Source organism: Pseudomonas sp. (assembly GCF_030690725.1).
Lineage (GTDB): Bacteria > Pseudomonadota > Gammaproteobacteria > Pseudomonadales > Pseudomonadaceae > Aquipseudomonas.
Window position 1 is genome coordinate 30,314 of the sequence record NZ_JAUYGD010000067.1, and the last position, 25,298, is coordinate 55,611.

The window sequence follows — 25,298 nt, forward strand, 5'->3', positions numbered from 1 at the left end:
AGCTTTAACCATGGAGATAACAAGATGGCGCAAACCGATCAGTTTGTTGTAGGGGCCGATCTTGAGGGGCTACCGGTGGGGCAGGCGTTGCGCCTGGCGAACCGTCACGGGCTGATTGCTGGCGCGACGGGCACTGGCAAAACGGTGACTCTGCAACGCTTGATCGAAACCTTCAGTGATGCCGGTGTGGCGGTGTTTGCCGCTGATGTAAAGGGCGACCTCTGCGGCCTGGGTGCTGCCGGCGCGCCGCAAGGCAAGGTGGCCGAGCGTATCGCCAGCATGCCCTGGCTTAACCATCAGCCCATGGCCTACCCGGTAACCCTGTGGGATGTACATGGCCAGAGCGGCCATCCGCTGCGCACCACGCTCAGTGAGATGGGGCCTTTGCTGCTCGGCGCGCTGCTGGAACTGACCGACAGCCAGCAGGCGGCACTCTATGCCGCGTTCAAGGTGGCGGATCGCGAAGGTTTGTTACTGCTCGACCTGAAAGACCTCAAGGCGTTGTTGGCTCATCTGAAAAGTCACCCCGAGGTGCTGGGCGAAGACAGCGCGTTGTTTACCTCCACCTCATCGCAGGCCTTATTGCGCAAGCTGGCCGGTCTGGAGCAGCAGGGCGCCGAGGCGCTGTTTGGCGAGCCAGCATTGCAGCTGGAAGACATTCTGCATCCGGACCGCGATGGTCGTGGTCGCATTCACCTACTCGACGCCAGCCGCTTGGTGCATGAAGCGCCGAAGGTCTACGCGACCTTCCTGCTCTGGCTGCTGGCTGAGCTGTTCGAGCAACTGCCGGAGCGCGGGGATGCCGACAAGCCGCTGCTGGCGTTGTTCTTCGATGAGGCGCACCTGTTGTTTGCCGGAACGCCGAAGGCTTTGCAGGAACGCCTGGAGCAGGTGGTGCGGTTGATCCGCTCGAAAGGCGTGGGGGTGTACTTCGTCACCCAGTCGCCGGGCGACTTGCCGGACGATGTGCTGGCGCAGCTTGGCCTGCGTATTCAGCACGGCTTGCGCGCTTTTACCGCCAAAGAGCAGAAGTCGCTGCGTGCGGTGGCTGATGGCTTCCGGCCCAATCCGGCCATCGACACGTTGACGGTGCTCACCGAGCTGGGTATCGGCGAAGCCCTGGTTGGCGCGCTGGAGGCCAGAGGCACACCGGCCATGGTGCAGCGTGTAGCCGTTGCGCCGCCGCAATCGCGTATCGGCCCGCTGAATGATGCTGAGCGCGCCGCCTTGATTCAGCAATCGCCGTTGCGGGGACGCTACGACAAGCCGATTGATCGTGAGTCCGCCTATGAATTGCTGACCGCCCGCGCTGAGCAGGCTGCGCAACAGGCAGGGCCAAGCAAACCGAGCGCTGCCGGCAAGCAGGCAGAGGCAGGCGGTGGGATTGGCGGTGCGGCGGGTGAGTTGCTTGGCGGCCTGGCCAGTCAGGTGATGAAAACAGCCATGCGCCAGGCGGCCAATCAGATCGGTCGGCAACTGGTGCGTGGTCTGTTGGGTTCGCTGATGGGCGGTAAGGGGCGCTGAGTCAGCGGCCATCCCGATCTGGGATGGCCGCCTGCTCTGACATCAAGGTTGCGGGGCGTCAGCCAGAGGCCTCGTCGGCCTTGGTTTGCAGCTCTTTTTCGATTTTTACCAGCTCTTTTTCAAACGCTTGGTCGAGAAGGTTAGCCTTCTTGCGCCACGGCTTGCGCTCGGGGTCCGGTTGAGCGGCGTAGGTAATTACTTCCCCGCCGTATACATCCTTGTAACGCTGCGCCTGGCGCTCGAGTTCGGCGCGCAGTTCGTCTTTCGTCACGTAGTTACCCATGGTCTTGAACAGAATATTGGCTGGATGCCAGGCATATGACCTGGGCACCTGAGACGGCCAAACATTTTTAGCTCACGCATTTATTGCGCGTGGCGAATAGTTTCAATGACTATTGCCGCGCTGGTTTGCCCTTTAATTGTGGATTACCTGAACGAATTGTCAGGTTTGTTAAAGGGCTAATTAGGTTGCGCCCGGCAATTATGGCGAAGCCAAGTTAAATGTCCAGCCTGCTTAATTGGCAGGTTGTAGACCGTAGCGCTGCAAAATGGTTGCAAGCTGGCCGTTATTGCGCAGCGTACCCAGCCCGCGATTGAATGCCTGAAACTGCGCAGGGCTGACTTTCTTGCGGGAAAAACCAATGCCGTATGAAATTGACGTCAAATGCCCGGCGTTGCGCAGCGCATAGAGGTATTCATGCTCAATCAAATGCCGGGCAACATCGCGGTTAAGCACCACAACACCTTGTTCACCAAAACGCCCAGCATTGAGCATCAATAACAGCCGATGGTTATTGGTCACCAGTTTAACCTCGACATCCGGTGTGTTTTTCAGGCTTTCCTGGAGTACGAATGAGGTGCCTGACGGGCCATACACGCCGACTTGGCGGCCGCGTAAATCCTCTGGTTGGCGGTAATGGAAGTTATTCGAGCGCAGGGTGTAGAAGTCGTAACCGGAGGTCACCAGCATGGGCGTAATCAGAAATGCCTGATGCCGCGCAGGAGATTGAATCACGGTGAAGATGCCATCCACTTCGCCATCTTCGGCCTGCTGCAGCGCGCGGCGCCAAGGCAGTACTTCAATTCGGCAGCGCCACTGCAAGAGTAGGCAGGTGGCGTCGACTATTTCCGGTAGGGCGCCGCTGGCAATTGCTCCGCGTGAATAACTGAAGGGTGGGAACTCCTCGGTTACAAAGTGCAGGTTCTCGGCCGCTGAGTTACTGGCCGCAATCAAGGCCGTCAGTGCGAACAGTGCATGGCGTAACAACACGACTTAATCCTTTAGTTGCGATGAACGCTTGCAGGGGCTGCATGACCGGAGTGTGGCTAATTGGTCTGCACGGTGCTCGTTATTATTAGCCTTGTGTCAGCCTATTTGCCTAGTAGCTGTTTGCGCCTGGTGGCGTGCATGCAGGTTGTGCTCAGAGCGCCTTGCGTTTTCAGTGCGCGCGCCCGCCTGCTCGGTAATACCTTGCAAACTCTATGCAATTGAGTAAACCAGCGTGCCTCCCTACATTTGCGCCCGCAGCGGTGAGACCTCTGCACGGTTGATTAGCTGGGTTGCTCAATCATGGCGGTGGTCACTGGGCCGCTGCTGCCAATCAGGCCGCCAACGGCTGTTACGGAGAACGTTATGCGTAAGTCGATGCAAATGGGTGTACTGGGGTTGGTACTGATCGGCCTGGTCGGTTGCGAGGCGGCAGAGCAGTCGGCGCAGAAACTCGCTGAGAAGGCCGAACAGGCAGTGGTGGACGTCGCCCGCGAAGCGATTGATGAAACCGTGAAAGAACTCAACAAGCAGGTGGACGAGGTGCAGCAGTCGACCAATGAGTGGCTGGGCAAACCCACTGAAGAGGCTGAGTCGCAACAGCCCGAGCAGCCGCAGGCAGAGCCGGATGACCAGGCTGCTACCAAGTCCATCGAGACCTGATTCGAGGTTTCAGGGCATTTCCTGCAGCGCTGTGCAGCTGGCGCTGTAGTTCTGCTGGCAGGCGCTGGTGAACAGGCGCCGGGCCTGGTTGGCGTCCAACGGCACGCCTTGTTCGCCGCGTAGGTAGAGGTTGCCGAGGATGTGCTGGGCCATCGGGTTGCCGCCGGCGGCGGACTGGTTGAGGTACTTGAGCATCTGTTGCGGGCTGTTGAAATCCGGGTTGTCGCGCCCGGTATACAGGTAGGCCAGGCTGACGGCGGCCATGGCGTGGCCTTTGTCGGCGGCGAGCTTCCACCAGTACTCGGCCTGTTTGAGGTCCTTGTCTGGCTTGCCGACGAAGTACAGGCTGCCGAGCTGGAACTGGCTATCGAGGTCGCCGCGGTTGGCCTGGCTGCGCAGGTTGGCCTCGGCTGCGTTGTTTTCGCGGGGCGCATCGGCTTGCTGGGCGGGCTGTTCGGTCTGGCTTTGTTCCGGCTGGCTGGCGCAGCCGCCCAGCAGCAGGCCTGCGCAGAGCAACAACAGTGGGCGGTGGCGTAGTGGCGCAATATTCATGCGGATTGCTGCTCCCTTGATATGGCGTTGAGCGTTAAGTCGAATCTGTAGCGGGTACACACAAGACTACAGGCATGCTGGCAAGTTGCGCGGCGGTCGAGCTGTCGGCAGCCCGGGGGGGCGCAGAATCCATATCAGTTTGTCGCCTGCAGCGTTTCGCCCGCGCGCCAGAGCTGCGATTCTTGCTCATCTTCGCGTCTCTCCATGCATCCAGGCCTTCGAGGTATCCATGCAGATCAGCTCCAACTTCGACAGCGGCAATATTGAGGTCATCGACGCCAGCAACCCGCAGCAGGTGCAGCTGACGATTCGTCCGGACCTCAACAGTGGGCATTTCCAGTGGTTCCACTTCAAAGTTGAAGGTTTGCAGCCTGGGCAGCGTTACGGCTTTAGCCTGGGCAATGCCGGGCAGTCGTCTTACCCGAATGCCTGGAGCGGTTACCACGCCGTGGCCTCTTACGATCAGCGCGATTGGTTTCGGGTGCCCAGCCGCTTTGCAGAGGGCGCGCTGAGTTTCGATATTGAGCCGCAGCACGGGCAGATCTGGTTCGCCTATTTCGAGCCCTACAGCCGCGAGCGTCATGCTCTGCTGATTGAGGATGCGCAGCGCCTGGCCGGTGCCGAGCTGTTTGCCACGGGTAAGAGCATCGAGGGCCGACCTATCGAGTTGCTGCGCATCAGCCGTAACCCGCAGGCGCAGCACAAGATCTGGCTGATCGCCCAGCAGCATCCCGGCGAGCATATGGCCGAATGGTTTATCCAGGGGCTGCTGGAGCGTCTGCAGCTGCGTGATGATGCCGAGCTAAATAACCTGCTGGAGCAGGCCGATCTGTACCTGGTGCCGAATATGAATCCGGACGGCGCCTTCCGTGGCCATCTGCGTACCAACGTCGCTGGGTGTGACCTTAACCGCGCCTGGCAGTCGGCTAGTGAGACGGACAGCCCCGAGGTGTATTTCGTCCAGCAGCAGATGCGCGCGGTGGGCGTCGATCTGTTTCTGGATATCCACGGCGACGAGGAAATTCCTCATGTGTTTGTCGCCGGCTGTGAAGGCAACCCCGGCTATAGCCCGCGTCTGCAACGTCTGGAAAACCAGTTCAAGCAGTTGCTGATCGATAACGGCGCCGAGTTCCAGACCGCCTTCGGCTACACCCCCGATCAGTTCGGCCAGGCCAACACCAGCCTGGCCTGCAACGCCGTCGGCATGGAGTTCGATTGCCTGGCCTTTACCATCGAAATGCCGTTCAAGGATCACGATGATCGTCCCAACCCGCACACCGGCTGGAGTGGTGCGCGTTCGATGCAGCTGGGCAAGGATGTACTGAGCGTGGCCGCCGCCATGGTTGGGCAGCTGCGCGAGTAGCGAAGCGGTTAACGAGTAGCCCGGATGCAATCCGGGGATGGCCGAATGGCCACCACCGATGCCCCGAATTGCATCCGGGCTACGTGCGAGCTTTAGCCGCGGTAGTAACGCTGCGGCACAAACGGGGTTTTGGCTACTTTCATCGCCACGCGCTTGCCGCGCACCATGGCCCATACCTCGGTATCCAGGGCGATATGGCTGCTCTGCAGATAACCCATGGCCACTGGGGCTGCGAGAGTTGGGCCGAAGCCGCCGCTGCAGACGGTGCCGATCACCGTGCCGTCGGCATCGACGATTTCTGCGCCTTCACGTACCGGTACACGTTCCTGCGGCAGCAGGCCGACGCGCTTGCTGGCAACGCCTTGCTGTTGCTGGGCGAAGATTCGCTCTGCACCGGGGAAGCCGCCAGCCCGTGCACCATCGGCGCGGCGGGCCTTGGAGATGGCCCACAGCAGGCTGGCCTCGATCGGCGTGGTTCTGGTGCTCATGTCGTGGCCGTACAGGCACAGACCTGCTTCCAGACGCAGCGAGTCGCGCGCGCCGAGGCCGATGGCGGCGACTTCCGGTTCGGCCAGCAGGCTGCGCGCCAGGGTTTCGGCGTGGGCGGCCGGCACCGAGATTTCGAAGCCGTCTTCGCCGGTGTAGCCGGAGCGGCTGACGTAGCAGTCGACGCCCAGCAGACGCACCGGGGCGAATTGCATAAAGGTCATCTTGGCCACTTCTGGAGCCAGGCGCGTCAGTACGTCGACGGCTTTCGGGCCTTGCAGGGCGAGCAGGGCGCGGTCGAAACAGGCTTCGATCTGGCACTGGCTGGAGATCTGCAGTTGCAGGTGCATCAGATCCTTGTGCTTGCAGGCCGCGTTGACTACCAGGAACAGGGTGTCGTTACCCAGGTTGGCGACCATCAGGTCGTCGAGGATGCCGCCTTGGTCATCGGTGAACATGGCGTAGCGCTGCATGCCAACGGGCAGGTCGATGATATCCACTGGCACCAGGCGCTCCAGGGCCTGTGCCGCCTGCGGGCCGCGCAGAATGATCTGGCCCATATGCGACACGTCGAACAGGCCGGCAGCTTCGCGGGTGTGCAGGTGTTCCTTCATCACCCCGAGCGGGTATTGCACCGGCATGTCGTAGCCGGCGAACGGCACCATGCGCGCGCCCAGTTCGAGATGCAGGGCATGTAGCGGGGTTTTCGCCAGGGTTTCAGTGGTCATGCGGTTCTCCATGTTTGTGTAAATCGCTTTTGTAGGAGCGAGCTTGCTCGCGATTTGTTGCGAAAAGCATCGCGAGCAAGCTCGCTCCTACAGGGTTGTATGGTTGTTGGCTTTAGCACTCGACAATATTCACGGCCAGGCCGCCGCGGGCGGTTTCCTTGTACTTGTTGTTCATGTCGGCACCGGTCTGGCGCATGGTGCGGATCACCTTATCCAGCGAGACGAAATGCTGACCGTCGCCGCGCAGGGCCATGCGTGCGGCGTTGATCGCCTTGACCGAGCCCATGGCGTTGCGTTCGATACAGGGCACCTGCACCAGGCCGCCAATGGGGTCGCAGGTCAGGCCTAGGTTGTGTTCCATGCCGATTTCGGCGGCGTTCTCCACCTGGTTGACGCTGCCACCGAGCACTTCGCACAAGGCCCCGGCGGCCATCGAACAGGCCACGCCGACCTCGCCCTGGCAGCCGACTTCGGCACCGGAGATCGAGGCGTTTTCTTTATAGAGGATGCCGATGGCGGCGGCGGTGAGCAGAAAGCGCACCACGCCGTCGTCGTTGGAGCTGGGGATAAAGCGGCTGTAGTAATGCAGCACCGCCGGCACGATACCAGCCGCGCCATTGGTCGGTGCGGTGACTACGCGGCCGCCGCTGGCGTTTTCCTCGTTCACCGCCAGGGCGTAGAGGTTGACCCAGTCGAGTACGCTGAGGGCATCGCGCAGCGCGGCTTCGGGGTTCTTGCACAGTTGACGGTGCAGAGCGGCGGCGCGGCGTTTGACCTTGAGCCCGCCGGGCATGATGCCCTCGTTACGGCAACCGGCTTCGACGCAATCCTGCATCACCTGCCAGATATGCAGCAGGCGCGCGCGGGTCTCGGCTTCCGGCCGCCAGGCGGCTTCGTTGGCCAGCATCACCTGGCTGATCGACAGCTTGTGTTCGGCGCAGTGGGCCAGCAGTTGCTTGCCGGTGGTGAAGGGGTATTGCAGCACTGTGCTGTCTTCGACGATACGGTCGGCCCCGGCGGCCTGTTCATCGACGACGAAACCGCCGCCTACCGAGTAGTACTCGCGCGAACGGATCTGCAGGCCGGCGGCGTCGAAGGCGCGAAAGATCATGCCGTTGGGGTGAAAGGCCAGCGGTTTGCGGATCATTGCCAGGTGCTGCTTCTCGACAAAGCGGATGGCTTTTTCGCCGAGCAGATTAAGTTCGCCGCTGCTGCGAATCGCTGCCAGGCGTGCGTCGACGTTACTGGTGTCGACGCTGTCCGGCTGTTCGCCTTCTAGGCCGAGCAGCACGGCTTTGTCGCTGCCATGGCCCTTGCCGGTGGCGCCGAGGGAGCCGTATAGCTCCACTTTCACGGTATCGGTGGCGGCCAGTAGCTCATCGCGGCGCAGGCCTTCGGCAAAGCGCACGGCGGCCAGCATCGGACCGACGGTGTGCGAACTGGACGGGCCGATGCCGATCTTGAAAAGGTCAAAAACGCTAAGTGACATGCTTGCTCCGACTTCTGGTCTGATCGCGGTATAGCTGTGTGTAGGAGCGGGCCATGCCCGCGATACGCGGTGACATTCGCGGGCATGGCCCGCTCCTACGGTCCGTCTGAACCAGTGCGTTATCTAGTCAGCGTAGACCGGGAAGCTGGCGCATAGGTTCGCAACCTGACCACGAACGCGCTCAATCACCGCCGGATTTTCCAGGTCATCGAGGATGTCGCAGATCCAGCCAGCCAGGGTGCGGCACTCGCCCTGCTTAAAGCCGCGTGTAGTGACTGCTGGAGTGCCGATGCGGATGCCGGAGGTGACAAACGGCGACTGCGGGTCATTCGGCACGGCGTTCTTGTTCACCGTGATATGCGCTGCGCCCAGGGCTGCGTCGGCGGCCTTGCCGGTGAGGCCTTGCTTGATCAGGCTGACCAGCATCAGGTGGTTGTCGGTACCGCCGGAGACCACGTCATAGCCGCGGCCGACAAATACCTCGGCCATGGCCTGGGCGTTGTTGATCACCTGCTGCTGGTAGGCCTTGAAGCCAGGCTCAAGCGCTTCCTTAAAGCACACCGCCTTGGCTGCGATCACATGCATCAGCGGGCCGCCCTGGCTGCCGGGGAACACGGCGGAGTTGAGCTTTTTCTCGATCTCTTCATTGGCCTTGGCCAGGATCAAGCCACCACGCGGGCCTCGCAGGGTCTTGTGGGTGGTGGTGGTCACCACATCGGCAAACGGCAGCGGATTGGGATACAGACCAGCGGCCACCAGGCCAGCGACGTGAGCCATATCGACAAACAGCAGCGCGCCGACCTTGTCGGCGATGGCGCGGAAACGGGCGAAATCCAGGGTGCGCGAATAGGCGCTGAAGCCTGCGACGATCATCTTCGGCTTGTGTTCGATGGCCAGGCGCTCGACCTCGGCGTAATCGATCAGGCCCTGCTCGTCGATGCCGTACTGCACCGCGTTGTACAGCTTGCCGGAGGACGACACCTTGGCGCCGTGGGTCAGGTGGCCGCCGTGGGCCAGGCTCATGCCGAGGATGGTATCGCCGGCATTGAGCAAGGCCAGGTACACCGCGCTATTGGCGGAAGAACCGGAATGAGGCTGCACGTTGGCGTAATCCGCACCGAACAACTGCTTGGCGCGCTCGATGGCCAGGGCCTCGACCTTGTCGACATGCTCGCAACCGCCGTAGTAACGCTTACCCGGATAGCCTTCGGCGTACTTGTTGGTCAGGCCGCTGCCCTGGGCCTGCATCACCCGCTGGCTGCAATAGTTCTCCGAGGCGATCAGTTCGATATGGTCTTCCTGACGCTGCTCTTCGGCGTTGATCGCGGCGAGCAGGGCGTCATCGTAGCCTTGCAGTTGGTCGTGCTTGCTAAACATGGTGAGGCCCTCTGGTTTTTATATGAGGTGCAGCTAACCCGCCTCGGGTAGAGGTGAGTCGAAAATTGGGGAGAAAGCAGTCCCGCGGCCCGGAGGTGTTCCGGGCCGCGGGCTGTTATCACGCGTCCTGATACGCCTCGATGGACGGGCAGGCGCAGATCAGGTTGCGGTCGCCGAACACGTTGTCCACGCGGCCGACCGGCGGCCAGTACTTGGCCTCGATCAGGCTGGCCACTGGGTACACGGCTTGCTCGCGGCTGTAGGCGTGGGTCCACTCGCCGACCAGTTCCAGGGCGGTGTGTGGGGCGTTTTTCAGCGGGTTGTCGTTGGCATCCAGCTGGCCAGCTTCCACCGCACGAATCTCGTTGCGGATGGCGATCATGGCGTCGCAGAAGCGATCCAGTTCTTCCTTGGATTCGCTTTCGGTCGGCTCGATCATCAGGGTGCCGGCGACCGGGAAGGACATGGTCGGGGCGTGGAAGCCGAAGTCGATCAGGCGCTTGGCCACGTCGTCGACGCTGATGCCGCAGCTGTCCTTGATCGGACGGATATCCAGAATGCACTCGTGCGCCACCAGGCCGTTGCTGCCCGAGTACAGCACGGGGTAGTGCTCTTCCAGGCGGCGGGCGATGTAGTTGGCGTTGAGAATGGCCATTTGCGAGGCGCGCTTGAGGCCTTCGCCGCCCATCATGCTGATATACATCCAGGTGATCGGCAGGATGCTAGCGCTGCCGAACGGCGCGGCGCTGACCGCACCTTCCTTGCGGGCCATATGACCGTGGCCGGGCAGGAACGGAATCAGGTGCGCTTTCACGCCAATCGGGCCGACGCCTGGGCCGCCACCGCCGTGCGGGATGCAGAAGGTCTTGTGCAGGTTCAGGTGCGACACGTCGCCGCCGAACTTGCCCGGGGCGCAGAGGCCGACCATGGCGTTCATATTGGCGCCGTCGATATACACCTGGCCGCCGTTGTCGTGGACGATCTGGGCGATCTCGCGGATGCCTTCCTCGAACACGCCGTGGGTCGACGGGTAGGTGATCATGATCGCGGCCAGACGCTCTTTGTGCTCTTCGGCCTTGGCCTTGAGGTCGGCAATGTCGACGTTACCGCTGCTGTCGCAGGCGGTCACCACCACGCGCATACCGGCCATGCTGGCGGTCGCTGGGTTGGTGCCGTGGGCCGATTGCGGGATCAGGCAGATATCGCGCTGATCATCGCCGCGGCTCAGGTGGTAAGCACGGATAGCCAACAGGCCGGCGTACTCGCCCTGTGAGCCGGCGTTCGGCTGCAGGGAGATGCCGTCGTAACCGGTGGCCGCGCAGAGCATGGCTTCCAGTTCGGTGGTCAGCTGGGTGTAACCCTCGCTCTGTTCGACCGGGGCAAAGGGGTGCAGGCTGCCGAACTCGGCCCAGGTCACCGGGATCATTTCGCTGGCGGCGTTGAGCTTCATGGTGCAGGAGCCCAGCGGGATCATGCTGCGGTCCAGCGCCAGGTCCTTGTCAGCCAGCTTGCGCAGGTAGCGCATCAGCTCGGTTTCGCTGTGGTAACGGTTAAACACTGGGTGAGTGAGGATTTCGCTTTCGCGCAGCAGGCCTTTTGGTAGCTGGGCGATTACACCGGCAGCCAGCTCGGCGAAGACTGGAACGGCCTTGCCTTCGGCGAATACTGCCAGCAGCGCTTCAACTGCGGCCTGGTCGCTGGTCTCGTCGAGGGACAGGCCCAGGCGCTCGCCATCGATTTCACGCAGGTTGATGCCGGCCGCACGGGCAGCTGCATGCAGGGCTGCCGTTTTGCCGCCGGTAGCCAGGGTCAGGGTGTCGAAGAAGAATTCCTGCTCAACCGTGTAGCCCAGAGCGCGCAGGCCCTTGGCCAGAATTGCAGTGAACTGGTGCACGCGCTGGGCGATCTGGGTCAGGCCTTTCGGGCCGTGGTACACGGCGTACATGCTGGCGATGTTGGCCAGCAGTACCTGAGCGGTACAGATGTTACTGGTGGCCTTCTCGCGGCGGATATGTTGCTCGCGGGTCTGCATGGCCAGGCGCAGGGCCGGCTTGCCGAAGCGATCAATGGACATGCCGACCAAGCGGCCCGGCATATCGCGCTTGAACGCATCGCGGGTAGCGAAATAGGCGGCATGCGGGCCACCGAAGCCCAGCGGCACACCAAAACGCTGCGCGCTGCCCAGGGCCACGTCGGCACCGAACTCGCCCGGCGGTGTGAGCAGGGTCAAGGCCAGCAGGTCAGCGGCGACGGCAACCAGGGCACCGGCGGCGTGGAAGCGCTCGACCAGTTCGCGGTAGTCGAAGATGTCGCCATTGCTTGCCGGGTATTGCAGCAGCGCACCGAAGTAGGCGCTGGCGTCGGTAATCGCAGCTTCGTCGCCGATCACCACTTCGATGCCCAGCGGCTCGGCACGGGTGCGCAGCACGTCGAGGGTTTGCGGGTGGCAATGCTGGGAGGCGAAGAAGGCGTTGCTGGCCTTGTTCTTCGACAGGCGTTTGCAGAAGGTCATGGCCTCGGCAGCGGCGGTGGCTTCGTCCAGCAGGGAGGCGTTGGCGATCTGCATACCGGTGAGGTCGCTGATCAGGGTCTGGAAGTTCAGCAACGACTCCAGGCGGCCCTGGGAAATCTCTGGCTGGTACGGGGTGTAAGCGGTGTACCAGGCCGGGTTTTCCAGCAGGTTGCGCAGAATCGGGCTCGGCGTGTGGGTGCCGTAGTAGCCCTGGCCGATAAAGGTCTTGAGCTGCTGGTTTTTGCCGGCGATGGTCTTGATCTTGGCCAGGGCGTCGGCTTCCGACAGGCCCGGCTGAGCACCCAGCACGCTGGTGCCCTTGATGCTCTCGGGGATGACGTTATCGGTCAGCGCGTCGATGCTGGCGTAGCCGAGCAGTTCGAGCATGGCCGCGGTATCGGCGTCACGTGGGCCGATATGGCGGGCGACAAATTCGTTCTGGGTGGTCAGCTTGGTCATCACAATCTCTCAGGCGTCAGCATTGGCGTTGAGCAGGCGCTCGTAGGCGGCCTGGTCGAGCAGGTCGGCTACCGCGCTGGCATTGGCCGGACGGAAACGGAAGAACCAACCCTTGCCCAGGGGATCTTCGTTGACCAGCTCAGGGCTGGATTCTAGCTCGCCATTGACCTCGACCACCTCACCGTCCAGCGGCATGGCGATATTGCTCGCAGCTTTTACCGATTCCAGCACGGCCACTTCGTCACCCTCGGCGTAGCTCTGGGCTTCCGGCAGCTGCACGAACACCACGTCACCCAGGGCTTCCTGGGCATAGGCGGTGATGCCCACGGTAACCAGACCATCGGCATCCTGACGCAGCCATTCGTGCTCAACGGTAAAACGCAATTCGCTCATGTGAACTCCTCAAGGGTGGTGACTCGCCCTTTCTGCTGGGGGCGATGTGCTGGACGCACGTGCTGGGCACGAGCGGAAGGTGAAAAGACCATAGCAAGGTAGGTGCCATTGTTATTTTTATCAATAAAAACAATAACTTAACTTGTTTTCATGTGTTCGTCTTTGCCGCTTATGTAGCGATTTCGATACGCACATGGTCGATTCATCCATAAGGCACAGCGCAAAGGCTCTGGCGCCGCGGGCTGAACGCTTTGTGTCGCTTTCATTACGGTGTATTTAAATCGATACGATGTCTTGGCGGAGCCGGCGATCAGGCCCGGCGCAGCTGCTGTAGCGCTGCCTTCGTTGCAACGCCTGCAGCGGCCAATTGCCTTGCTGAGCCGCCGTGGCCATTCACCCACCCTATAAAGCGCCATTGAAACGGTCCATGGGCCGGCGGGAGAGCGGCTTTCCAGAGGCGTATTCACTCTTTCGGCTGACAGGGCAAATACCTCTTTCGGGCGCTTATCCGCTGGCGGGGGGCTGGGTAGCGTGTGGGCCTCAACACGAAACCCGCTTTCCAGGAGAGCCGCATGAGAACAACAACAAGACATGCCATCTTCCAGCCCAGCGTTTTGGCGATTGCCATTGCTGTTGGCTGTGTCGCGCCTGTCCAGGCTATTACATTCAATATCGGTGAGGTCGAAGCGCAGTTCGACTCATCGCTTTCTGTGGGGGCCAGTTGGAGCGTGCGCGGTGCCGATCCTGACTTTATCGGCACGCGCAACGGTGGCAAGGCGTCTTCTCAGACCAACGATGACGGCCGCCTGAACTTCAAGAAAGGTGAAACCTTTTCGAAGATCTTCAAAGGTATTCACGACCTTGAATTGAAGTACGGCGATACCGGCGTGTTTATTCGCGGCAAGTATTGGTACGACTTCGAGACCAAGGACGAAAGCCGGCTGCTGTATGACATCGATGACCACAACCGCAAGACTGCGGCACAAGCCTCCGGCGCGGAAATTCTCGATGCCTTCATCTATCACAACTACAACCTGGGCAGCATGCCGGGCAGTGTGCGGGTCGGTAAGCAAGTGGTCAGCTGGGGTGAAAGTACCTTTATCGGTAACTCGATCAACTCGATCAATCCCGTGGATGCTGCAGCGTTCCGCCGGCCTGGCGCAGAGATCAAGGAGGGGCTGATCCCGGTCAACATGCTCTATGTGTCGCAGAGTTTGACCGACACCATCAGCATGGAGGCGTTCTACCAGCTGGAGTGGGATCAGACCGTTATCGATAACTGCGGAACGTTCTTCGCGCCCAGCGACACGGCTGCCGATGGCTGTAATGACCGCCTGGTTGTAGCCGGGGCTGATGTTGCGCCGGACGCGTCAAACAACACCGGTGCGCCGGGCAATCCCGTCTTCATTCCTCGCGCGGGCGACCGTGATGCTCGTGACAGCGGTCAGTTCGGCGTTGCCTTGCGCTGGTTTGCCGAGTCGTTACATGACACTGAGTTCGGCCTGTACGCGATGAATTACCACAGCCGTACCCCGAGCGGCAGCATCATTGTAGGCACCGGGGCGCCACAGGCTGCCCGCTACTTTCTGGAGTACCCGGAAGATATCCGTCTGTATGGCGTAAGTTTCCAGACCAATATCGAAGGTACGGCGTTGTCGGGTGAACTCAGTTACCGGCCGAACATGCCAATCGGCATTAACTCCACTGACATGACCTTTGCATCCCTGCGCCAGGGTTTTTCACCGGTATTTACCAGCGGTCATGGACGCAATGCGGTGGGTGAGGAAGTGGCCGGCTACGTGCGCAAGCCGGTGACCCAAGCGCAAGTATCGGCGGTGCAGTTTTTCGACCGAGTGCTGGGGGCCAGTCGCCTGACCCTGGTGGGCGAGGTGGGGTACAACCATGTCAGCGGTATCAATGATGATGTTGGTGAGCTGCGCTTCGGTCGCGATCCGGTCTATGGCATTGGTCAGCTCAACCCCAACACGACCTGTACTGCAGGGGTGAACGCTGCCAACCCAGATCAGTGTAATGACGATGGCTTCTTCACCAGCAGCTCCTGGGGCTACCGCCTGCGTGCTAGCGCCGAGTACAGCAACGTTTTCGCCGGGGTCAACCTGACGCCGAGCATTGCCTGGTCGCATGACGTCGATGGTTATGGCCCCAACTTCAGCGAGGGCAGTAAGGCGGTGAGCCTAGGCCTGAACGCTGACTACCAGAACACCTATAACGCCAGCCTCAGTTACACCGACTTCTTTGGTGGTGATTACAACACCAACGTCGACCGTGACTTTGTTGCCCTGAGCTTTGGTGTGAACTTCTGATCAACGCAGTGCAAAAGGATCCGTACACCATGAAAAACACAAGAATCCTGCAAACTGGTGCGCTGCTGCTGACTTTGTTAGCCAGCAGCGTGATGGCCGCAGTCTCTGAACAAGAAGCGGCTCAGTTGGGTACCAGCTTGACGCCGCTGGGCGGGGAAATGGCCGGCAATGCTGATGGCAGTATCCCTGCCTGGGATGGCGGTCTGTCTACCAGTGCCGCGACTGTCGATGGCAAGGGGTTTCTCGCTGATCCGTATGCCAGTGAGCAGCCTCTGTTTACGATTACCGCAGCCAATGCCGAGCAGTACAAAGACAAGCTCTCAGCCGGTCAGATGGCCATGCTCAAACGGTACTCGGATAGCTACAAGATCCCGGTTTACCCCTCGCATCGAACCACCGCCGTGCCTGCAGCGATTGGCGATGCCGCCAAGGTCAGTGCGGTCAATACCACGCCCGTAGACGGTGGTAACGGCCTGCAGAACTTCAATGCCAGCCGTTACTACGCCTTTCCAATTCCCAAGACAGGCGTTGAGGTGATCTGGAACCACATCACCCGTTACCGGGGTGGTAACACCCGACGCGTGGTGACTCAGGCGACGCCGCAGACCAATGGCTCTTACAGCCTGGTTAAGTTCGAAGATGAAGTGGCCTTCCCGGCGGATATGCCTGATCTTGATCCGGCCAAGGGCAGCAATGTCTTGCTGTACTTCAAGCAGCGGGTGACTGCACCGTCGCGCCTGGCCGGTAACGTGCTGCTGGTCCACGAGACTATCGACCAGGTCAAGGAGCCGCGCCTGGCGTGGATTTACAACGCCGGTCAACGCCGCGTGCGCCGTGCTCCGCAGGTGGCCTACGATGGGCCGGGTACCGCCGCTGACGGCATGCGTACGGCCGATAACTTCGATATGTTCTCCGGGGCGCCTGATCGCTACGACTGGCAACTGGTCGGCAAGAAGGAAATGTACATCCCCTATAACAGCTACAAGCTGGATTCGCCGTCACTGAAGTACGACGACGTGCTTAAAGCCGGGCACATCAATCAGGACCTGACGCGCTACGAGCTGCACCGGGTTTGGGAAGTGGTTGCCACGCTGAAGAGCGGTGAGCGGCATATCTATGCCAAGCGCCACATGTATGTCGACGAGGACAGCTGGCAGATAGCGCTGGTTGATCATTACGATGGCCGTGGTCAGCTTTGGCGTGTTGCCGAAGGTCATGCGCAGCACTACTACAACCATCAAGTGCCGGGCTACACCCTTGAAGCGCTGTATGACCTGGTGGCGGGTCGTTACCTGGCTCTGGGTATGAAGAACGAAGAAAAATCGGCTTATAACTTCGGCTTCAAGGCGACGGCTGCAGACTACACGCCAGCCGCACTGCGCAGCTCCGGCGTTCGCTAGGCCAATAACCTGCACGTGTTACTCCGTAATTGGGCGGCCTTCGGGCCGCCTTTTTTATCGCCCGGCATCACCTGTGGTGATAGAGCTGTGAGCGATAGGCATTGAGGTTTAGCCTGCAATGATCCGGTTCCTGCAAGAACAATAAATCGAGCCGTCATGAACGCATTAGCGCCTTTCCCGCAAAGCGCCGCAGCGTCGTCCTGTGGCAGCGTACAGCGCCCGCCGCCTGGGCATATCTCCCGGCTATCCCTGCAACAGCGACTGCTGGCGCACGACTGTCGCCTGCGTTTGCTGGTTGGCCCGGCCGGTTTTGGCAAAACCGTGTTGTTGGCCGACTGTGCCCGCGAATGCCCGGCCAATTACCGCCTGCTCTGGCTGAACTGCGCTGCTGAAGGCCTGCATGCCGAGCAGCTGGCTCAGCAGCTGGGCAAACTGCTCGATTACCCCACAGGCCTCAGCAGTGGCGAGCTGCTGGCGACCCTGGCGCAGGAGTCGCGGCCGCTGTGGATCATGCTCAATGACTACCCGGCGCAGCCGAATCACGCCCTCGATGGCTTTCTCAATCAACTGCTGATGGTCACCCCGCCTGGCATCTGCTGGTGGCTGGGTAGTCGGCGGAGGCCAGCGTGCAACCTCTCGCGCCTGTTGTTGGAAGGCGAGCTGCTCGAACTGGGCACCAGCGAACTGGCCTTTAGCGAAGCAGAAGTGCTGGCCTGGCTGCAGCAGCTGGACCCAACCCGCAGCACCTGGGCGCACGATCTGCATGAGTTAACCCAGGGCTGGCCAGCGGCTTTGCGCCTGCGTCTGTTGGCGGCGCAGGCCGAGCCGGCTGCGTTGAGCGCGCCGCAGGATGGTGAGCATGATCAGCTGCTCGCCGAGTATGTCGAACGCGAAGTGCTGCAAGGGCTGCCCGATGAGCTGTTGCAGATGCTCCAGCAACTGGCCCAGCTGCCACGCTTTAACCCGGCGCTGTGTGATCACCTGTTTGGTGTGGGCGAAGGTGCGCAGTGGTTACGCGCGCTGATCGAGCGCGGCGTGTTTATCCAGGAGTTGGACGCGGCCAAGGGCTGGTATGTGCTGTTTCCGCCGCTGGCCCGGCTGCTGCAGCGACAGTCGCAACACCTGCCGTGCAGCGCCCTGCATGTGCATGCCAGCCAGTGGTTTGCCGGCTATGGCGATATTCGTGCGGCGGTGGAGCACGCCTTGTTGGCGGAACAGCCGGAAGTGGCGGGCAGTTTTCTTGAGCGTTTTACCGAGGAGCAGGTGCTGCAGGGGCAGGACCTGGCACTGATTCTGCGCTGGCGCAGCGAGTTGCCGGACAGCCTGCTGTGCAGCACGCCGCGGCTGATTCTGCTCAACGCCTGGGTGTTGCTGCTGGTTGGCCGCCTGGATGAAGCACAGAGCTGTATTAACCAGCTGGCACGCTTTCAGCCGCGCAGTGATGGTGCGCGGACTCGCGAGCTGTTCGCTCACTGGCAGGCCATCCAGGGCATTATCGCCTACGGCCGAGTCTGTGCCGTGGATGCCCGCAGCCATCTGCATGACGCCCTGCAGGGGCTGCCACAAAGCGCGTGGGCGCAGGCGCTGCTGTGTCGTTCGGCTTTGACCCTGGTGGCCATTGGTGAAGGTCAGCTGGAGGTGGCGCAGAAGCTGAGTTTCGAAGCCTTGAAGCAGGCGCGCCTGCATGGCAATCCGGTGTTTGAAGCCTTATTGGAGCTGGACCATGCCTTACTGCTGGAGACGCGTGGCGAGTTTGCCCGCGCTGAAGCGCTGCTGCAGCGGGTGCTGACGGCAACCGCGCCGACTGCCTTGCGCAATACGCCGGTACTGGCACGCCTTGAACTGCGCCTGGGGCGTCTGCAGCTGCGCCAGGGCCGTGCGGATGCGGCTGCTACGGTGCTGCAGCGCGGGCTTGAGCATGCACTGGCCTGTGGTGATCCGGGGGCGTTTCATGGCTACCTCGGTTTGGCCGAGTTGGCGATGGGGCAGGGCGATATGGCCACAGCCTTTGCTCATCTTGGACACGCCGAACGGCAGATGCAGCGCCAACGCGTCAGCGAAACCCTGTACCGCGGCACTCTGCTGTTGGCCAGCAGTCACCTGTGGGTTGCTCAAGGCCACCATGCGCGGGCGCGCGTCGCCGCGACGCGGGTATTGGGCTACGAGCAGCGGGTTAAAGCGGTGCTGCCGACGCCGAATTTCCCCGAGCTGATTCCGCGTTTTCAGGCGCTGTTGCTGCAATTGGATCGTGTGCAGGGCGAAGATGTGCGTGAGCCTCTGCGCCAGTTGCTGGAGCAAGTATCAGCTCAGGGCCGGCAGGCGTTGCTCAGCGACTTGTGGCTCAGCTATGCCGAAGCCTGCGCAGCCTGTGACGATAAAGTGGGTGCCGAACAGGCCCGACAAACCGGCCAGGCGCTGCAGCGGCGCTTGGGTTATCTGCGCCCGTGGTTTCGCGTCGCCAGCCAGGTTGACAACGCGGTGAATGCGCCGCCTACCGCCAGCGCCAATGCTTTGAGCAGTCGCGAACTGGCGGTACTCGGTTTGATCGCCCAGGGGCTGTCCAATCAGGAAGTGGCCGAGCAGCTGTTTATTTCTCTGCATACGGTGAAAACCCATGCCCGCCGGATCAACGGCAAACTGGGCGTGGCGCGGCGCACTCAGGCGGTGGCCAAGGCCAAGGCGTTGGGATTTTTCTAGGCTATGTACCCGTTATGTGTTGAGTCGTTCCGAGCAGCTATAAGATGCATGAGGCGTGGTAATACCTAGGGTGGGTTAGGCGCGAACCGGGATCAGACAAACACCATCGACTCTCAACGCGCCGTAACCCACCATGGCGGTCTACCGGCAAGCCGCAATGGTGGTTTAGGCGGCGCTCGAATTGCGTGGCGTCCCCATAACCGCCCCCCCGCGCCGCTAACCCACCTTACAAAAGCGGCTCGCAACACATAATCGGCACATAGCCTTTTCTAATGCAGCGCTGGGCTGGCGCTGAGCAGGCGTAGACGCTGGCTGAGTTGCAGGTGCTGCGCCGGGTCATCGCTGAGCAGTAGGGCGCACTGCAGGTCGAAGCGCTCGCCCTGCGGACAGTCAAGCACTTGATAAATCTCCGCGCGGGCCAGGTGGTCATGCAGGGTCGGCGTGCCGAGCAACAGCACACGCTCGGCATCGCGCAGCGCGGCCAGCGGCTCATCATCCAGTTGATGCAGTTGCCGCAGGTTGCGCGACAGGCGCTGCAGCATGCTGCGCGCATCGCAGGGCTGCAGCTGGCTGGCGCTCAATTCGGCAGTCGGGCCGAGATGGCGCTGCAGCAGCTCGCGGCATTCACGGGTGTACAGACGGCGGCCGCTGCACGGGTCGAGCAGGTGATCGGCGCCCGGCACGCGCAGCAGAAAATGCCCCGGGAAATTCACTCCCTGCAGCGGAATCCCTAAGCGCCTGGCCAACTCCAGCGCGAGCAGGGCCAGGGATAGCGGCTGGCCACGGCGGCGCAGCAACAGCTGATCAAGCAGCGCCGCCCTCGGCCGCAGCGGACGTTCATCGTCCTCGTGAAAGTCCAGTTCGCTGAGTCTGCGCAGCAGCGGTTGCGCCAGTTCCGGCAGCGGCAAATTGGGCAAACCCTGGCTGACCTGCTGCTGCAAACCGTTAAGCCGTTGCAGCACTTCGGCCGGTTGCAGCGTTGGCTGGTGCTCCACGGCAATCCACAGCGCTGCCTCGAACAGCGCAGGCGGTTGTTGCTCCAGGCAGGCAAGGCAGGCGGCGCGTGGGTCCATGGCAATCTCCAAGTCTCTCTGGCTTTGTAGTCAAGCGCCGGTGCTTCGTCCAGTGGATTGTTTTGTGGGCGCCATGGCGCAACTGACCGCCGGAGGGGTGCGGGCAAAGCCACTGCCTATACTGATCTGCAAATCAGTACGGGAGCCACAGCATGTTCGCCATGATGGAAACCGCCCGGCTGGAGTCGTTGCACTTCGCCGTGGACCCGCTGACTGGCCTGCAGGCCATTATCGCCATCCACAACAGTCGTCTCGGTCCCGCGCTGGGCGGCTGCCGTTACCTACCCTACGCCGACACGCAAAGCGCGATTGAAGATGTACTGCGCCTGGCCAAGGGCATGAGCTACAAGGCGGCGCTGGCCGGCCTGCAACAGGGCGGCGGCAAGGCGGTGATTATCCGGCCCGCGCATGTCGACAATCGCGGCGCGCTGTTTGAAGCCTTCGGACGGTTTATTGAAACCCTTAACGGCCACTACATCACCGCCATGGACAGCGGCACCTCCAGCGTCGATATGGACTGCATCGCTCAGCATACTCAGCATGTCACCAGCACCACGGCCGAAGGTGATCCGTCGCCGCACACGGCGCTGGGGGTGTTTACCGGTATTCGCGCCACCGCTCTGGCACGCCTCGGCAGTGACAACCTGGAAGGCTTGCGGGTGGCGATTCAGGGCCTGGGCAATGTCGGTTATGCGCTGGCCGAGCAACTGCATGCCGCGGGTGCCGAGCTGCTGGTCAGCGATCTGGATCATGGCCGCGTACAGCTGGCAGTCGAGCAATTGGGCGCGCGGCCGGTGGCCAGCGATGCCTTGCTCGCCACCCCGTGCGACATTCTCGCGCCGTGCGGGCTGGGCGGTGTGCTGAACCACACGACGGTCGGCCAGCTACGCTGCTCGGCGGTGGCGGGTGCGGCAAACAATCAACTGGCCAGCGCCGATATCTCCGACAGCCTGCAGGCACGGGGGATTCTTTATGCGCCGGATTATGTGATCAATGCCGGCGGCCTGATCTATGTGGCGTTGAAACATCAAGGCGAGCCACTGCCGGCAATCACCGCGCATCTGACGCAGATCAGCCGTCGCCTGACCGAAATCTTCGGCCATGCTCAGGCCGACAAGCGTTCGCCAGCGCGGGTCGCCGATGCCATTGCCGAGCGCTTGCTGTATAGCTGAGTTTGACCGCTGCTAGAAAAACAAAACCCCAGTCATTGGCTGGGGTTTTGTTTATCGCGGCCGGGGTTACTCGGCAGCAGGTTCGCTCAGTTCACTCAGGGCATCCGGCTGGTTCTTAAACGCCTTGGCGAAGATGTCACGGTTCTTCGCCATATAAATCCCCAACTCTTCACCCTGGGTTTCATTCAGCGATGGCACGGCTTTTTGCAGTACCTCGGTGAGCAACTCGGCCAGTTCGAGCATTTTGTCATGACGGTCGGCTTCGGCTTTATCCATGAATAAACGCTCCAAATCCCGGCTGCTGCGGTACACCACTTCGACGGCCATTCATCACCTCTACGCCTTCACGCTGATGGGTTGCAATAAACTGTTTATTTGTACAGTGGTTGCGAGCATAAAGAACTCGCCTGCATTTGGCCAGCAGCAATTGCCATGCCGGCTAACAACATAGCCGATTCTTCAGGCTGCAACAGCCAGCCGCCAGCATGGCGCGGCGGTTGCAGGTGCTTTTTCGCCCGCAGCAAGCTTCTTCTACTGACACTGTTAGCTGATGACGCGCGGTGCTGTCGTCATTTTCGATCTATTAGGAGCTTTTATGGGTAAACCAAACTGGGCTGAGCTGATGCGCGAGCGCATGCATGGGCTGGCGGAGTCGCTGGGCAATCTGTTGATGGAGGCGTTCCACTACCTGGCGCTGTTTGCCATCGGCGCGATCACGGCTTGGGCGGCGGTGATGGCCTTTCTCGGCATGCTGGAAAAGGGCCACATCACGGTCGATGACATCCTGCTGCTGTTCATTTATCTGGAATTGGCGGCGATGGTGGGGATCTATTTCAAGACCAACCACATGCCGATCCGCTTCATGATCTATGTGGCGATTACTGCGCTGACCCGCCTGATGATTTCCGACATTTCGCACAACCATAAACCCGACATGGGCGTGGTGATGGTCTCCGGGGCGATTCTGTTGCTGGCGGTGGCGATTTTTGTGGTGCGCTATGCCTCCTCGCGCTTTCCGGCGGTGCAGGCTGACGGTCAACGCCGCAAACGCAATTCGGCCGATGATGCGGCTGAGAAAGACGATACGCAGAGCGATGACTAAGAGCGGGTCAGTCGCTTAACGGCGCAAACAGCGCCTGCAGGTCGTCTTCGCTGAGCTGCAGCTGGGTCTGGCTGCCGCCTTCCAGTACGCCGCGGGCCAGGCTGGCCTTGGCCTTCTGCAGCTGCTGGATCTTCTCTTCAACGCTGCCACGGGCGATCAGTTTGTAGACGAACACCGGCTTGTCCTGGCCGATGCGGTAGGCGCGGTCGCTGGCCTGGGCTTCGGCGGCGGGGTTCCACCAGGGGTCGAAGTGGATCACCGTATCGGCGGCGGTCAGGTTCAGGCCTGCGCCACCGGCCTTGAGGCTGATCAGGAAGATCGGCAGCTCGCCAGCCTGGAATTGCTGCACCGGGGTGCGGCGGTCCTGGGTGCTGCCGGTGAGCTTGGCGTAGGGAATGTTGCGCGCCTTCAATTCGACTTCGATCAGCGCCAGCATCGAGGTGAACTGCGAGAACAGCAGCACCCGCCGGCCTTCGGCAAACAACTCTTCAAGCATTTCCAGCAGGCCGCTGAGCTTGCCAGAGTCCGCGCTGGTCAGGCTGCTGTCGCTTTCATCACCGAGCAGGCGCAAGTCGCAGCAGGCCTGGCGCAGGCGCAGCAGCGCTTCGAGAATCACGATCTGGCTGCGTGCCAGACCCTGGCGGGCGATTTCCGCACGGACCTTCTGGTCCATGGCCAGGCGCAGGGTTTCGTAACGGTCGCGCTGCGCCGCGCTGAGTTCGACCCAGTGGGTGATTTCGGTTTTCGGCGGCAGCTCGCTGGCCACCTGCTCCTTGGTGCGGCGCAGGATAAACGGCTTGATCCGCCCGGTCAGGTGGGTCAGGCGCTGCTGGTTGGCGTTCTTTTCAATCGGCGTGCGGTAGTCGCGGGTAAAGCTTTTGCTGTCGCCCAGCCAGCCGGGCATAAGGAAGTTGAACAGCGACCACAGCTCGCCGAGGTGATTTTCCAGCGGCGTGCCGGTCAGGCACAGGCGCTGTCCGGCGTGTAATTGCCCGGCAGCGACGGCGGCCTTGCTGCGCGGGTTCTTGATGTTCTGCGCTTCATCGAGAATCAGCAGGCGATACCGATAGGCGCTCAATGCCTTGAGATCGCGTGGCAGCAGGGCGTAGGTGGTGAGGATGATCTGGTGCTCGTCGATCTGCTTGAACAGCGCGCGGCGCTTCGGCCCGTGCAGGGCCAGTACCTTGAGCTGCGGGGTGAAGCGCGCGGCTTCATCCTGCCAGTTGGGAATCAGGCTGGTGGGCATGACGATCAGCGCCGGCTGCTGCAAACGTCCGGCGTTGAACTCGCAGAGGATATGGCCGAGGGTCTGCAGGGTTTTGCCCAGACCCATGTCATCGGCCAGCAGGCCGCCGACTTCCAGCTCGGCCAACCCCTGCATCCAGGCCAGCCCTTGCAGCTGATAGGGCCGTAGCTCTGCTTCTAAGCCGGCAGGCGCTTGCAAGGTGGCGCTGTCCAGGCGCTGCAGGCGTTCGGCGAAGTCGCGCAACTGGTCGCCGCCTTGCCAACTGAGTGCCGGGCCTTCTTGCAGGTGGTTCAGCCGCGCGGCATCCAGACGCGACAGGCGCAGGCGCTGGCTGGACTCGCCCGGCTCGCGCACAAACAGCTCGCCGAGGGTCGCCAACAAAGGTTTCAACCGCGCCAGCGGCAGGGCCACGCGCTTGTGGTTGTGCGGCAGGCTGACCAGCAGCACCTCATCGTCATCGCGCTTGTTCAGCGCTTCGCCATTGAGCAGCCAGGGTGCGCGGCGGATGGCCTGCAGCAGAATTGGCAGCAGGCTGATGCGCTGGCCTTCGACCTCGATGCCCAGCTCCAGGTCGAACCAGTTCTGCTCGGGGTCTTCCTCGACTTCGGCGTACCAGTCATCGACCTGGGTCAGGTTGAACTGGAAGTCCGGTTGCATGCGGATCTGCCAGCCTTCCTCGCGCAGCAGCGGCAATTGCTCGCGGACAAACAGCAGCCAGGCGGCCTCATTGGGTTGCTCGTAGGCTTCGCCGGCGCTTTCCGGTAGCGCTTCGCTCTGCCGTAGCGCCACTTGCAGGCCGGTCTGCTCCAGGCGCTTGCGCAGTTGGGTTTCAGCGCTGATGTCACGCACGATGCGCAGGCTGTGCTGGGCGCTCTGCTTGATCAGCAGGTCCTTGCCCTGTTTGCCCGCCGCCAGATGGCCCTGGTAGTCGAAGGCCAGGGCGGCGCGGTGCTGGGTTTGTTCCTGCATACGGCCCTTGCGTGCATCAAAGTGCACGCGCACCAGGCTGCCGAGGCTCAGTACCGGGCTGGGCTGCAGGTTTTCCAGGCACTCTTCGCGGGCCTGCGGGCTGCTGACGATCAGCGGCGAGAGGTCGACGCCTTGTTCCTGCTGGGTTTGCAGGGTGAGCAGGGCGCTGGCCACGTGTTTGCAGTTGAAGCCCACTGGGCAGCTGCAATGGCCGGTCACGCCCCAGCCCTGGCCGTAATGGTGCAGGGTGATGCGCTGTTGATAGGTTTGCGCACCGGAGCCACGGCAGCTGGCCAGCAGGGTGCTGTCCTTGAGGCTGAGCAAACGGCTGCGGCCTTGCGCGGCATAACCCTGGCCGCGCTGCAGATCGCCCACGCCGAATTCCGCGCGCCAGTCTTCCTGGCGTAGATGCAGGATATCGAGGGCCATCAGTGGCACCGGGCTGGCGAGTGGATGAATCGTGGCATGGGCAGCTTTCTCGAAGGCAGCCGATGATTCTTGC

Annotated in this window: 18 protein-coding genes and 3 pseudogenes; 10 read left to right on the forward strand and 11 right to left on the reverse strand. The window is 61.6% G+C overall.

From position 1 onward, the window contains the following. Positions 1 to 24: 24 nt before the first annotated feature. Positions 25 to 1,524, forward strand: a complete 1,500-nt coding sequence (locus Q8O69_RS16850; RefSeq protein ID WP_305593376.1) for a helicase HerA-like domain-containing protein — start codon at positions 25 to 27, stop codon at positions 1,522 to 1,524. A gap of 58 nt (positions 1,525 to 1,582) precedes the next feature. Here the strand turns inward: Q8O69_RS16850 and Q8O69_RS16855 are convergent, their stop codons facing one another. Further along, positions 1,583 to 1,795 (reverse strand): hypothetical protein, encoded by a 213-nt coding sequence (locus Q8O69_RS16855; RefSeq protein WP_304863260.1) that lies wholly within the window; start codon positions 1,793 to 1,795, stop codon positions 1,583 to 1,585. Positions 1,796 to 2,038: 243 nt separating this feature from the next. Beyond that, positions 2,039 to 2,794, reverse strand: a complete 756-nt coding sequence (locus Q8O69_RS16860) for an ABC transporter substrate-binding protein (RefSeq protein ID WP_305593377.1) — start codon at positions 2,792 to 2,794, stop codon at positions 2,039 to 2,041. A 363-nt stretch (positions 2,795 to 3,157) separates the two neighbouring features. On the opposite strand from Q8O69_RS16860, the gene Q8O69_RS16865 reads away from it, so the two are divergent. Beyond that, complete coding sequence (locus Q8O69_RS16865; RefSeq protein ID WP_305593378.1) at positions 3,158 to 3,454, forward strand: hypothetical protein; 297 nt, start codon at positions 3,158 to 3,160, stop codon at positions 3,452 to 3,454. Between the two features lie 9 nt (positions 3,455 to 3,463). Here the strand turns inward: Q8O69_RS16865 and Q8O69_RS16870 are convergent, their stop codons facing one another. After that, a complete protein-coding gene (locus Q8O69_RS16870) occupies positions 3,464 to 4,006 on the reverse strand; it encodes a tetratricopeptide repeat protein (RefSeq protein ID WP_305593379.1) in 543 nt (180 codons plus the stop codon). Positions 4,007 to 4,235: 229 nt separating this feature from the next. On the opposite strand from Q8O69_RS16870, the gene Q8O69_RS16875 reads away from it, so the two are divergent. Then, positions 4,236 to 5,369, forward strand: a complete 1,134-nt coding sequence (locus tag Q8O69_RS16875; protein ID WP_305593380.1) for a M14-type cytosolic carboxypeptidase — start codon at positions 4,236 to 4,238, stop codon at positions 5,367 to 5,369. A gap of 92 nt (positions 5,370 to 5,461) precedes the next feature. On the opposite strand, the gene gcvT is transcribed toward Q8O69_RS16875, so the two are convergent. From gcvT to gcvH, 5 genes are all read right to left on the reverse strand, one after another. Beyond that, complete coding sequence (gene gcvT, locus Q8O69_RS16880; protein ID WP_305593381.1) at positions 5,462 to 6,583, reverse strand: glycine cleavage system aminomethyltransferase GcvT; 1,122 nt, start codon at positions 6,581 to 6,583, stop codon at positions 5,462 to 5,464. A 112-nt stretch (positions 6,584 to 6,695) separates the two neighbouring features. Then, the gene (locus tag Q8O69_RS16885; protein ID WP_305593382.1) at positions 6,696 to 8,072 is read right to left on the reverse strand and encodes an L-serine ammonia-lyase; all 1,377 of its coding nucleotides are present in this window, start codon (positions 8,070 to 8,072) and stop codon (positions 6,696 to 6,698) included. Positions 8,073 to 8,195: 123 nt separating this feature from the next. Beyond that, on the reverse strand, positions 8,196 to 9,449 hold the full coding sequence (gene glyA, locus Q8O69_RS16890; RefSeq protein WP_305593383.1) for a serine hydroxymethyltransferase: 1,254 nt from the start codon (positions 9,447 to 9,449) through the stop codon (positions 8,196 to 8,198). 118 nt (positions 9,450 to 9,567) lie between these two features. Beyond that, complete coding sequence (gene gcvP / locus Q8O69_RS16895; RefSeq protein ID WP_305593384.1) at positions 9,568 to 12,420, reverse strand: aminomethyl-transferring glycine dehydrogenase; 2,853 nt, start codon at positions 12,418 to 12,420, stop codon at positions 9,568 to 9,570. Positions 12,421 to 12,429: 9 nt separating this feature from the next. After that, entirely contained in the window at positions 12,430 to 12,813 is a 384-nt protein-coding gene (gcvH, locus tag Q8O69_RS16900) for a glycine cleavage system protein GcvH (protein ID WP_090248917.1), read from the reverse strand. Between the two features lie 572 nt (positions 12,814 to 13,385). Between gcvH and Q8O69_RS16905 the strand changes: the two genes are divergently transcribed. From Q8O69_RS16905 to Q8O69_RS22260, 5 genes and pseudogenes are all read left to right on the forward strand, one after another. Further along, a complete protein-coding gene (locus tag Q8O69_RS16905) occupies positions 13,386 to 15,137 on the forward strand; it encodes a DUF1302 domain-containing protein (protein ID WP_305593385.1) in 1,752 nt (583 codons plus the stop codon). 29 nt (positions 15,138 to 15,166) lie between these two features. After that, positions 15,167 to 16,537, forward strand: a complete 1,371-nt coding sequence (locus Q8O69_RS16910; RefSeq protein WP_305593386.1) for a DUF1329 domain-containing protein — start codon at positions 15,167 to 15,169, stop codon at positions 16,535 to 16,537. Positions 16,538 to 17,464: 927 nt separating this feature from the next. After that, positions 17,465 to 18,919 (forward strand): annotated as a pseudogene (locus Q8O69_RS22250) (helix-turn-helix transcriptional regulator); the annotation flags it as partial. A gap of 35 nt (positions 18,920 to 18,954) precedes the next feature. Continuing rightward, positions 18,955 to 19,008, forward strand: a pseudogene (locus tag Q8O69_RS22255) (hypothetical protein); the annotation flags it as partial. Positions 19,009 to 19,048: 40 nt separating this feature from the next. Next, positions 19,049 to 19,234 (forward strand): annotated as a pseudogene (locus Q8O69_RS22260) (response regulator transcription factor); the annotation flags it as partial. Positions 19,235 to 19,503: 269 nt separating this feature from the next. On the opposite strand, the gene Q8O69_RS16920 reads toward Q8O69_RS22260, so the two are convergent. Continuing rightward, positions 19,504 to 20,307, reverse strand: coding sequence for a transglutaminase family protein (locus tag Q8O69_RS16920; RefSeq protein WP_305593388.1), 804 nt, complete (start codon positions 20,305 to 20,307; stop codon positions 19,504 to 19,506). A 152-nt stretch (positions 20,308 to 20,459) separates the two neighbouring features. On the opposite strand from Q8O69_RS16920, the gene Q8O69_RS16925 reads away from it, so the two are divergent. Beyond that, on the forward strand, positions 20,460 to 21,479 hold the full coding sequence (locus tag Q8O69_RS16925; protein ID WP_305593389.1) for a Glu/Leu/Phe/Val dehydrogenase dimerization domain-containing protein: 1,020 nt from the start codon (positions 20,460 to 20,462) through the stop codon (positions 21,477 to 21,479). Between the two features lie 66 nt (positions 21,480 to 21,545). On the opposite strand, the gene Q8O69_RS16930 is transcribed toward Q8O69_RS16925, so the two are convergent. Further along, entirely contained in the window at positions 21,546 to 21,806 is a 261-nt protein-coding gene (locus Q8O69_RS16930; protein ID WP_108485834.1) for a YebG family protein, read from the reverse strand. A 268-nt stretch (positions 21,807 to 22,074) separates the two neighbouring features. Here Q8O69_RS16930 and Q8O69_RS16935 point away from each other — a divergent pair, with 268 nt between their 5' ends. Continuing rightward, a complete protein-coding gene (locus tag Q8O69_RS16935) occupies positions 22,075 to 22,581 on the forward strand; it encodes a phosphate-starvation-inducible protein PsiE (protein WP_305593390.1) in 507 nt (168 codons plus the stop codon). Between the two features lie 7 nt (positions 22,582 to 22,588). Here Q8O69_RS16935 and Q8O69_RS16940 read toward each other — a convergent pair whose 3' ends face one another. Continuing rightward, positions 22,589 to 25,225, reverse strand: a complete 2,637-nt coding sequence (locus Q8O69_RS16940) for a DEAD/DEAH box helicase (RefSeq protein WP_305593391.1) — start codon at positions 25,223 to 25,225, stop codon at positions 22,589 to 22,591. Positions 25,226 to 25,298 lie beyond the last annotated feature (73 nt).

Coding starts and splice junctions, on each gene's coding strand:
- Q8O69_RS16940 (WP_305593391.1), bottom strand. CDS start 25,225: ATGGCCCTCGATATCCTGCATCTACGCCAGGAAGACTGGCGCGCGGAA.
- Q8O69_RS16875 (WP_305593380.1), top strand. CDS start 4,236: ATGCAGATCAGCTCCAACTTCGACAGCGGCAATATTGAGGTCATCGAC.
- Q8O69_RS16870 (WP_305593379.1), bottom strand. CDS start 4,006: ATGAATATTGCGCCACTACGCCACCGCCCACTGTTGTTGCTCTGCGCA.
- Q8O69_RS16910 (WP_305593386.1), top strand. CDS start 15,167: ATGAAAAACACAAGAATCCTGCAAACTGGTGCGCTGCTGCTGACTTTG.
- Q8O69_RS16865 (WP_305593378.1), top strand. CDS start 3,158: ATGCGTAAGTCGATGCAAATGGGTGTACTGGGGTTGGTACTGATCGGC.
- gcvP (WP_305593384.1), bottom strand. CDS start 12,420: ATGACCAAGCTGACCACCCAGAACGAATTTGTCGCCCGCCATATCGGC.
- gcvH (WP_090248917.1), bottom strand. CDS start 12,813: ATGAGCGAATTGCGTTTTACCGTTGAGCACGAATGGCTGCGTCAGGAT.
- Q8O69_RS16850 (WP_305593376.1), top strand. CDS start 25: ATGGCGCAAACCGATCAGTTTGTTGTAGGGGCCGATCTTGAGGGGCTA.
- glyA (WP_305593383.1), bottom strand. CDS start 9,449: ATGTTTAGCAAGCACGACCAACTGCAAGGCTACGATGACGCCCTGCTC.
- Q8O69_RS16920 (WP_305593388.1), bottom strand. CDS start 20,307: ATGGACCCACGCGCCGCCTGCCTTGCCTGCCTGGAGCAACAACCGCCT.
- Q8O69_RS16930 (WP_108485834.1), bottom strand. CDS start 21,806: ATGGCCGTCGAAGTGGTGTACCGCAGCAGCCGGGATTTGGAGCGTTTA.
- Q8O69_RS16905 (WP_305593385.1), top strand. CDS start 13,386: ATGAGAACAACAACAAGACATGCCATCTTCCAGCCCAGCGTTTTGGCG.
- Q8O69_RS16885 (WP_305593382.1), bottom strand. CDS start 8,072: ATGTCACTTAGCGTTTTTGACCTTTTCAAGATCGGCATCGGCCCGTCC.
- Q8O69_RS16935 (WP_305593390.1), top strand. CDS start 22,075: ATGGGTAAACCAAACTGGGCTGAGCTGATGCGCGAGCGCATGCATGGG.
- Q8O69_RS16925 (WP_305593389.1), top strand. CDS start 20,460: ATGTTCGCCATGATGGAAACCGCCCGGCTGGAGTCGTTGCACTTCGCC.
- gcvT (WP_305593381.1), bottom strand. CDS start 6,583: ATGACCACTGAAACCCTGGCGAAAACCCCGCTACATGCCCTGCATCTC.